The organism is Pseudomonas sp. DrBHI1 (assembly GCF_002205115.1).
Classification (GTDB): Bacteria; Pseudomonadota; Gammaproteobacteria; order Pseudomonadales; family Pseudomonadaceae; genus Aquipseudomonas; species Aquipseudomonas mosselii.
On the sequence record NZ_NIBE01000059.1, the window covers coordinates 114,301 to 122,887 of the forward strand.

An 8,587-nucleotide genomic window follows, 5' to 3' on the forward strand; every position below is an offset into this window, starting at 1 on the left:
TAGGCTGGCGAGGTGACATTAAGTCGTTACAAGGCCCTGCTTCTGTTGAAACAGCGCCTTGTAACTTGCCAGACTAACGGCTGTTTAGTCGCCCAGCGCGCGTCCCGTGGTACCTGGCTGCTGAACAGATGGCTTGATAATAAATTCTGGAGCATTACGCATGAAGAAATTGGGCAAGACGCTGCTGGCCACCGCCCTGATGGGTGCCATGGCCACCGCTGTTCAGGCTGACGACAAGGTGCTGCACGTCTACAACTGGTCGGACTACATCGCCCCGGACACCGTGGCCAACTTCGAGAAGCAGACCGGCATCAAGGTGGTCTACGACGTCTTCGACAGCAACGAGACCCTTGAAGCCAAGCTGCTGGCGGGCAAGTCGGGCTATGACATCGTCGTACCGTCCAACAACTTCCTGGCCAAGCAGATCAAGGCGGGCGTCTACCAGGAACTGGACCGCTCCAAGCTGCCCAACTGGAAGAACCTCGACCCGGCGCTGCTCAAGGCCGTGGGTGATGCCAGCGACCCGGGTAACAAGTTCGCCTTCCCGTACATGTGGGGCTCCATCGGCATCGGCTACAACCCGGAGAAGGTCAAGGCCGCGCTGGGCGTGGACAAGATCGACTCGTGGGACGCCGTGTTCAAGCCTGAGAACATCGCCAAGCTCAAGAGCTGCGGCGTGAGCTTCCTCGATGCCCCGACCGAGATGATCCCGGCCGCGCTGCACTACCTGGGCCTGCCCAGCGACAGCACCAAGAAGGAAGACCTGAAGGCCGCGGAAGACCTGTTCCTGAAGATCCGTCCTTCGATCACCTACTTCCACTCTTCCAAGTACATCTCGGACCTGGCCAACGGCAACATCTGCGTGGCCGTGGGTTACTCGGGTGACCTGGAGCAGTCCAAGGCCCGTGCCCACGAGGCCGGCGACAAGGTCAAGCTGAGCTACACCATTCCGAAGGAAGGTGCCGGCACCTTCTATGACATGGTCGCCATTCCGAAAGACGCCGAGAACGTCGAGGCCGCCTACAAGTTCATGGACTTCCTGCTGCAACCGGAAGTGATGGCCGGCATCACCAATGCCGTGCGCTTCCCGAACGGCAACAAGGCAGCCACCCCGCTGGTGGACAAAGAGATCACCAGCGATCCGGCGATCTACCCGTCCGATGAAGTGAAGGCCAAGCTGTACGCCATCAAGGCGCCGGAAAAGACCGCCCAGCGCGAGATCACCCGCAGCTGGACCAAGATCAAGTCGGGCAAGTAAGCCCGATGCAAGGCCCTCTGGGCCGGGGTTTCCCGGCCTGGAGGCAGGTTAAGGCAAATAAGTTTGCGGCATCCACGCCGTGAAGGTAAGTTGCGCGCCGGTTTTGCGTGTGCGGCCGAGGTTTACTGCCCGCAAAGGCACTGATTGTGAGGACCACCCACTTGTCTATTTCTGTTTTTCGCAAGGCCTTGATGGCCGGAGCGGGTCTGACGCTGGCTTGCAGCGTCCAAGCGGCGCCCACGGTGCACATCTACAACTGGTCCGACTACGTTGGCCCCAATACCCTCGCCGATTTCCAGAAGGAAACCGGCATCACCCCGAAATACGACGTCTTCGACAGCAACGAAACGCTGGAAGGCAAACTGCTGGCCGGGCGCACCGGCTATGACGTGGTCGTGCCGTCCAACCATTTCCTCGGCAAGCAGATCAAGGCGGGCGCTTTCCAGAAGCTCGACCGTGACCTGCTGCCCAACTACGTGAACCTCGACCCGGCGCTGATGAAGCGTCTGGAGAAGAACGACCCGGGCAACCAGTACGCCGTCCCTTACCTGTGGGGCACCAATGGCATCGGCTACAACGTCGAGAAGGTCAAGGCGGTACTGGGCACCGACAAGATCGACTCCTGGGCGGTGCTGTTCGAACCCGAGAACATGAAGAAGCTCAGCCAGTGCGGCGTGGCCTTCCTCGACTCGGCCGACGAGATGCTCCCGGCGGTGCTCAACTACATGGGCCTGGACCCGAACAGCAGCAACCCCAAGGACTACCAGAAGGCGGAAGAGAAACTGCTGGCCGTGCGCCCGTACGTGACCTACTTCCACTCATCGAAGTACATCACCGATCTCGCCAACGGCGACATCTGCGTGGCCGCCGGCTTCTCCGGCGACATTTTCCAGGCCAAGGCCCGCGCTGAAGAAGCGAAGAAGGGCGTGAAACTGGCCTACGCCATTCCCAAGGAAGGCGGCAACCTCTGGTTCGATGTGCTGGCGATTCCCAAGGACGCCAGCAACGTCAAGGAGGCCCACGCCTTCATCAACTATTTGCTGAAACCTGAGGTGATCGCCCAGGTCAGTGATTACGTCGGTTACGCCAACCCGAACCCCAAGGCTGGCGACCTGATGGACCAGGCCGTGAGGACTGACGCCGCGGTTTACCCACCGCAGGAAGTGCTGGACAAGATGTTCGTCAACGCTGAGTTGCCACCCAAGGTGCAACGTTTGATGACCCGCAGCTGGACCAAGGTCAAGTCGGGCAAGTAACAATCCAGGCCCGCCAGCGCAGCGGCGGGCACATAAATCTTGTTGGGAGTTTCACTCATGGCAGTTGCCTCCGGTGCCTATAAGAAAGCCCTCGAGGGTGGCCAGCAACCCAAGCAGGTGCTGGTCAAGATCGACCGGGTCACAAAAAAATTCGACGAAACGGTAGCCGTGGACGATGTGTCCCTGGAAATCCGCAAGGGTGAGATCTTCGCCCTGCTGGGCGGCTCCGGGTCCGGCAAATCGACCTTGCTGCGCATGCTGGCCGGCTTCGAGCGTCCGACCGAAGGGCGGATCTTCCTCGATGGCGTCGACATCACCGACATGCCGCCCTACGAGCGGCCGATCAACATGATGTTCCAGTCCTACGCGCTGTTCCCGCACATGACCGTGGCGCAGAACATCGCCTTCGGCCTGCAGCAGGACAAGATGCCCAAGGCCGAGATCGAAGCCCGCGTGGCCGAGATGCTCAAGCTGGTGCACATGACCCAGTACGCCAAGCGCAAGCCGCACCAGCTGTCCGGTGGCCAGCGTCAGCGCGTGGCCCTGGCCCGCTCGCTGGCCAAGCGCCCGAAACTGTTGCTGCTCGACGAGCCGATGGGCGCGCTGGACAAGAAACTGCGTTCGCAGATGCAGCTGGAACTGGTGGAGATCATCGAGCGCGTGGGCGTGACCTGCGTGATGGTGACCCACGACCAGGAAGAGGCCATGACCATGGCCCAGCGCATCGCCATCATGCACCTGGGCTGGATCGCCCAGATCGGCAGCCCGATCGACGTCTATGAAACCCCGACCAGCCGCCTGGTTTGCGAGTTCATCGGCAACGTCAATCTGTTCGAGGGCGAGGTGGTCGACGACGCCGAAGGCCACGCGATCATTGCCAGCCCGGAACTGGAGCGCAAGATCTACGTCGGCCACGGTGTCACCACCTCGGTCGAGGACAAGCACATCACCTACGCCCTGCGTCCGGAGAAGCTGCTGGTCACCACCGAGCAGCCGACCTGCGAGCATAACTGGTCGCGCGGCAAGGTCCACGACATCGCGTACCTCGGCGGCCACTCGGTGTTCTACGTCGAGCTGCCCGGCGGCAAGATCGTCCAGTCGTTCGTCGCCAACGCCGAGCGCCAGGGCACCCGCCCGACCTGGGATGACGAAGTCTACGTGTGGTGGGAAGACGACAGCGGCGTGGTACTGCGCTCATGAAACCACGAAAGCTCAAACGAGCCCTCCAGCGCTTGATCCCCGAAGGACGGCACATGGTGATCGGCGTGCCGTTCATCTGGCTGTTCCTGTTCTTCATGCTGCCGTTCTTCATCGTATTGAAGATCAGCTTTGCCGAAGCCGACGTGGCGATTCCGCCGTACACCGAGATCTATACCTATCTGGAAGGCAAGGTCCAGCTGGTGCTGAACCTGGCCAACTACGGCCTGCTGACCGAGGATGAACTGTACATCGCGGCCTACCTCGGCTCGTTGAAAGTGGCCTTCTTCAGCACCTTGCTGTGCCTGCTGATCGGCTACCCGATGGCCTATGCCATCTCCAAGGCGAACAAGGAATCGCAGACGGTCCTGCTGCTGCTGATCATGATGCCGACCTGGACCGCGATCCTGATCCGCGTCTATGCCTGGATGGGCATCCTCAGCAACAACGGGTTGCTCAACAGCTTCCTGTTGTGGCTGGGCCTGATCGACCAGCCGCTGCAGATTCTCAACACCAACCTGGCGGTGTATATCGGCGTGGTCTATTCGTACCTGCCGTTCATGATCCTGCCGTTGTACGCCAACCTGGTGAAGCATGACCAGAGCCTGCTCGAAGCCGCATCGGACCTGGGTTCGAGCACCTTCAACAGCTTCTGGAAAATCACCGTGCCGCTGTCGAAGAACGGCATCATCGCCGGCTGCATGCTGGTGTTCATCCCTGTGGTCGGTGAGTTCGTCATCCCGGAACTGCTGGGCGGTCCGGAAACCCTGATGATCGGTAAAGTGCTGTGGCAGGAGTTCTTCAACAACCGCGACTGGCCGGTGGCATCCGCCCTGGCGGTGGTGATGCTGGCGATCCTGATCGTGCCGATCCTGCTGTTCAACCGTAGCCAGGCCAAAGAGATGGAGGGCCGCGCATGAAACGCTTCAGTTTCTCCAAGCTGATGCTGGTGCTCGGCTTGCTGTTCATCTACCTGCCGATGCTGATCCTGGTGATTTACTCGTTCAACGCCTCGAAACTGGTGACGGTGTGGGGCGGCTGGTCGGTGAAGTGGTACGTCGGCCTGCTCGACAACACCCAGCTGATGGGTTCGGTGATGCGCTCGCTGGAGATCGCCTGCTACACGGCGGTCGCCGCCGTGGCGCTGGGCACCCTGGCGGCCTTCGTGCTGACCCGGGTCACCCGCTTCAAGGGCCGCACCCTGTTCGGTGGCCTGGTCACCGCGCCGCTGGTGATGCCCGAGGTGATCACCGGTCTGTCGCTGCTGCTGCTGTTCGTGGCCATGGCGCAGATGATCGGCTGGCCCCAGGAGCGGGGCATCGTCACCATCTGGATCGCCCACACCACGTTCTGCGCCGCCTATGTGGCGGTGGTGGTGTCGGCGCGCCTGCGCGAGCTGGACCTGTCCATCGAAGAGGCGGCCATGGACCTGGGCGCCAAGCCGTGGAAGGTGTTCTTCCTGATCACCATCCCGATGATCGCGCCGTCGCTGGCGGCGGGCGGCATGATGTCGTTCGCCCTGTCGCTGGATGACCTGGTGCTGGCCAGCTTCGTCTCCGGCCCGGGCTCGACCACCCTGCCGATGGAAGTGTTCTCGGCCGTGCGCCTGGGCGTGAAGCCGGAGATCAACGCCGTGGCCAGCCTGATCCTGCTGTCGGTGTCGCTGGTGACCTTCCTGGTCTGGTACTTCAGCCGCCAGGCCGAAGAGCGTCGCCGCCGGGCGATCCAGCAGGCCATCGAAGAGGGCGCCGCGGCGAACGTCTCGCAGCCGCAGGTGCGTCGTCCGGCCCAGGCCACCGCGCAGGCCTGAGCCAACGCATCGCGGGGCAAGTCGCATCGGCGCACCGATGCGACTTGCCCCGCGATCGTTTCAGCCCTGGTCCGGCCAGTTCCAGGCCGGTTCATCCAGCATGCCTTGTCCGACGATACCGGTCTGCCCCAAGTTTTTCTCCAGGTGGATCGAATTGCAGTCGGCATCCTCCTCCAGCGCCGCCACCAGCCGGGGCGCGTGCGATACCACCCATACCTGACATTGCTGGGCCGCGCGGCGGATCAGGCGTGCCAGTGCCGGCAGCAGGTCCGGGTGCAGGCTGGTCTCCGGCTCGTTGAGCACCATCATGCTCGGCGGGCGCGGCGTGAGCAGGGCCGCCACCAGCAACAGGTAGCGCAGGGTCCCGTCGGACAGCTCCGCGGCGCTCAGCGGCCGCAGCAGTCCGGCCTGGTGCAAGCGCAGGCCGAACAGACCGCCGGGCTGGGCATCGACCGCGAGCCGGGCGCCGGGAAAGGCGTCGCCCACGGCGTCCTGCAGGGCTTGCAGGTCGCCGATCTCGTCGATGGTCTGCAGGGCGGCGGCGAGGTCACGGCCGTCGTGATGCAGCACCGGCGTGCGCGTGCCCAGCCGTGATTGCCGGGCAGGGGCCTCGGCATCGGTACGGAAATGGTCATAGAAGCGCCAGCTGCGGATCTGCTCGCGCAGATGCGGCACCTCGGGGGAGCCCTGGAGGCTGCCGACCTGGTCGAACAGGCTGTCGAACTCGGTCATGTGCTGGTGCAGCACCTGCCATTGGCGCCCATCGCGGGCCTTGACCATCCCTGCATTGCGCTGCACCAGCAGGCTGGCGGGGCGGCACAGGGGGCCTGCCCAGATCGTCTCCTGCTTGATCTGCGGGTCCAGGGCGAACTTTGACCGGCTGGGTTCGGGCAGGCCGAGGCTGATCGCGTAGCCGAAGTCTTCGCCAGCGAAGCCCATCTTCAGGCGCCTGGCCTGCTGGCGTGGCCCGCCTTGCACCGGCACCTCGCCGTTGAGCATGCGCCGGGAGAGTTTCTCGGGGCCGGCCCAGAAGGTCGACTCCAGCCCGCCCTCGGCTGCCAGCGCGTTGACCACGCCGCCGCGGGCGGTCTCGGCCAGCAGGCGCAAGGCTTTGTACAGGTTGGACTTGCCGCTGCCGTTGGCACCGGTGATCACGTTGAGCTGCCCGAGCGGCATCACCAGCTGGTTGATCGAGCGGTAGTTGGCAATGGCCAGGGTGGTCAGCATCAGCATTGTCCTTGAGCGTCTGGCCCACAGTATCGCCGATAGCGCTGTGCTTTGTTGAACCGACATCGGTGTCGTTTGTCCATCCCTGATCTACGCTTTCAAACGCATCCCTCACTCCCTTTGTCGAAGCAAGGAGCCTGCATGACGGTAACGCGTCCGCTGATGGTCGTTTGCCTGGGGCTGCTGTTCATGCTGACGGGCTGTGGTAAAGAGGAGGCCGCGCCGGTGTTGCCCCGGGTCGCGGTGCAACAGGTGCAGCCCACCGACTTCGCCGCCCGGGTCACCTTGACCGGAGACGTGCAGGCGCGGGTGCAGACCGACCTGTCGTTCCGCGTGGGCGGCAAGATCATCGCCCGCGGCGTCGATGTCGGCGACCACGTCAAGGCCAACCAGGTGCTGGCGCGCCTGGATCCGAAGGACCTGCAGAACAACGTCGACTCGGCCAAGGCCGAGGTGTTCGCCGAGCAGGCGCGGGTTACCCAGGCCAGCGCCGCGTTCGTGCGTCAGCAGAAGCTCCTGCCCAAGGGCTACACCAGCCAGAGCGAGTACGATTCCGCCGAAGCCGCGCTGCGCAGCAGCCAGAGCGCGCTCAAGGCCGCCCAGGCGCAGTTGGCCAACGCCAACGAACAGTTGAGCTACACGGCGCTGGTGTCCGAAGCCGACGGGGTGATCACCGCGCGCCAGGCCGAAGTCGGCCAGGTGGTGCAGGCGACCATGCCGATCTTCAGCCTGGCGGTCGATGGCGACCGTGACGCGGTGTTCAATGTCTACGAATCGTTGCTGGTGAAGTCCCCCAGCGACGAGGGCGTTGTCGTCAGCCTCTTGGACAACCCGGCGATCAAGGCCGAGGGCCGGGTCCGCGAGATTACCCCGACGGTCTCCGCCGAGAGCGGCACGGTGCAGGTCAAGGTCGCGTTGCGCAACGTGCCGGCCGGCATGCAGCTGGGCTCACCGGTCACGGCCACTGGTAACACCCAGGGCCGGCCGAGCATCGAATTGCCGTGGTCGGCGCTGACCAAGGCGCTGAAGGAGCCGGCGGTGTGGGTGGTGGGCGAGGGCGACAAGGTCGAATTGCGCAAGGTCCAGGTCGCGCGCTACCTCACCGGCAAGGTGGTGATCGCCGACGGTATCAAGGGCGGCGAGACCGTGGTGGTAGGCGGTGGGCAGCTGCTGCATCCGGGCATGCAGGTCGAGAAGGTCAGCGCCAAGGACGGAGGGGCCGCGCCATGAAACGTCAGTTGCTGATACTGTCGGCCAGCCTGATGCTGGGCGCCTGCGGTGGCGATGAGGCGCCACCTGAGGCGATCCGTCCGGTGCTCTCGACACTGGTCGAGCCGCAGGTACAGTCGCAGCTGGGCCGCTTTGCCGGCGCCATCCAGGCCCGCTATGAAAGCACTTTGGGTTTTCGGGTGTCCGGACGCATCGCCCGGCGCTGGCTGGATGTCGGCGCCCGGGTAAGCCCAGGCGACACCCTGGCGACCCTCGATCCGACCGACCAGCAAAACCAGCTGCGCGCCGCCGAAGGCGACCTGGCCAAGGTCCAGGCGCAATGGATCAACGCCCAGGCCAATGCCCGCCGCCAGCAGCAGCTGTACGACCGTGGCGTCGGCGCCCAGGCCCAGCTGGATATCGCCCAGACTGACCTGAAAACCACCGGCGCCGCGCTGGAGCAGGCACGCTCGGCGGTCAGCCAGGCCCGCGACCAGCTCGGCTACAGCACCCTGCGCAGTGATCATGCGGCGGTGGTCACCGCCTGGCAGGCCGAGGCGGGGCAGACCGTCAGCGCCGGTCAGGCGGTTGTCACCCTGGCCCGCCCGGACGTCAAGGAGGCGGTGATCG

General features: G+C 64.0%; 8 protein-coding genes. 7 read left to right on the forward strand and 1 reads right to left on the reverse strand.

The genetic code is table 11. From position 1 onward, the window contains the following. Window positions 1-160: 160 nt before the first annotated feature. The 5 genes from CC207_RS12560 (at window position 161) to CC207_RS12580 (ending at window position 5,521) form a co-directional block, all read left to right on the forward strand. The gene (locus CC207_RS12560; RefSeq protein ID WP_069015902.1) at window positions 161-1,258 is read left to right on the forward strand and encodes a polyamine ABC transporter substrate-binding protein; all 1,098 of its coding nucleotides are present in this window, start codon (window positions 161-163) and stop codon (window positions 1,256-1,258) included. 161 nt (window positions 1,259-1,419) lie between these two features. Beyond that, the gene (locus CC207_RS12565) at window positions 1,420-2,514 is read left to right on the forward strand and encodes a polyamine ABC transporter substrate-binding protein (protein ID WP_062359858.1); all 1,095 of its coding nucleotides are present in this window, start codon (window positions 1,420-1,422) and stop codon (window positions 2,512-2,514) included. A gap of 57 nt (window positions 2,515-2,571) precedes the next feature. Beyond that, window positions 2,572-3,714, forward strand: a complete 1,143-nt coding sequence (gene potA / locus CC207_RS12570; protein WP_062359856.1) for a polyamine ABC transporter ATP-binding protein — start codon at window positions 2,572-2,574, stop codon at window positions 3,712-3,714. A gap of 35 nt (window positions 3,715-3,749) precedes the next feature. Continuing rightward, window positions 3,750-4,631, forward strand: coding sequence for an ABC transporter permease subunit (locus CC207_RS12575; RefSeq protein WP_175406148.1), 882 nt, complete (start codon window positions 3,750-3,752; stop codon window positions 4,629-4,631). After that, window positions 4,628-5,521, forward strand: a complete 894-nt coding sequence (locus CC207_RS12580) for an ABC transporter permease subunit (RefSeq protein ID WP_028688537.1) — start codon at window positions 4,628-4,630, stop codon at window positions 5,519-5,521. Before CC207_RS12575 ends, CC207_RS12580 begins: the two co-directional genes overlap by 4 nt. Window positions 5,522-5,581: 60 nt before the next feature. Here the strand turns inward: CC207_RS12580 and CC207_RS12585 are convergent, their stop codons facing one another. After that, the gene (locus CC207_RS12585; protein ID WP_062359854.1) at window positions 5,582-6,748 is read right to left on the reverse strand and encodes an AAA family ATPase; all 1,167 of its coding nucleotides are present in this window, start codon (window positions 6,746-6,748) and stop codon (window positions 5,582-5,584) included. Between the two features lie 141 nt (window positions 6,749-6,889). On the opposite strand from CC207_RS12585, the gene CC207_RS12590 reads away from it, so the two are divergent. Together CC207_RS12590 and CC207_RS27590 are read left to right on the forward strand one after the other, a co-directional pair. Then, complete coding sequence (locus CC207_RS12590) at window positions 6,890-7,978, forward strand: efflux RND transporter periplasmic adaptor subunit (RefSeq protein WP_088852195.1); 1,089 nt, start codon at window positions 6,890-6,892, stop codon at window positions 7,976-7,978. Continuing rightward, on the forward strand, window positions 7,975-8,587 hold a 613-nt coding region (locus CC207_RS27590; RefSeq protein ID WP_371916448.1), incomplete at its 3' end, for an efflux RND transporter periplasmic adaptor subunit. The genes CC207_RS12590 and CC207_RS27590, both read left to right, overlap by 4 nt.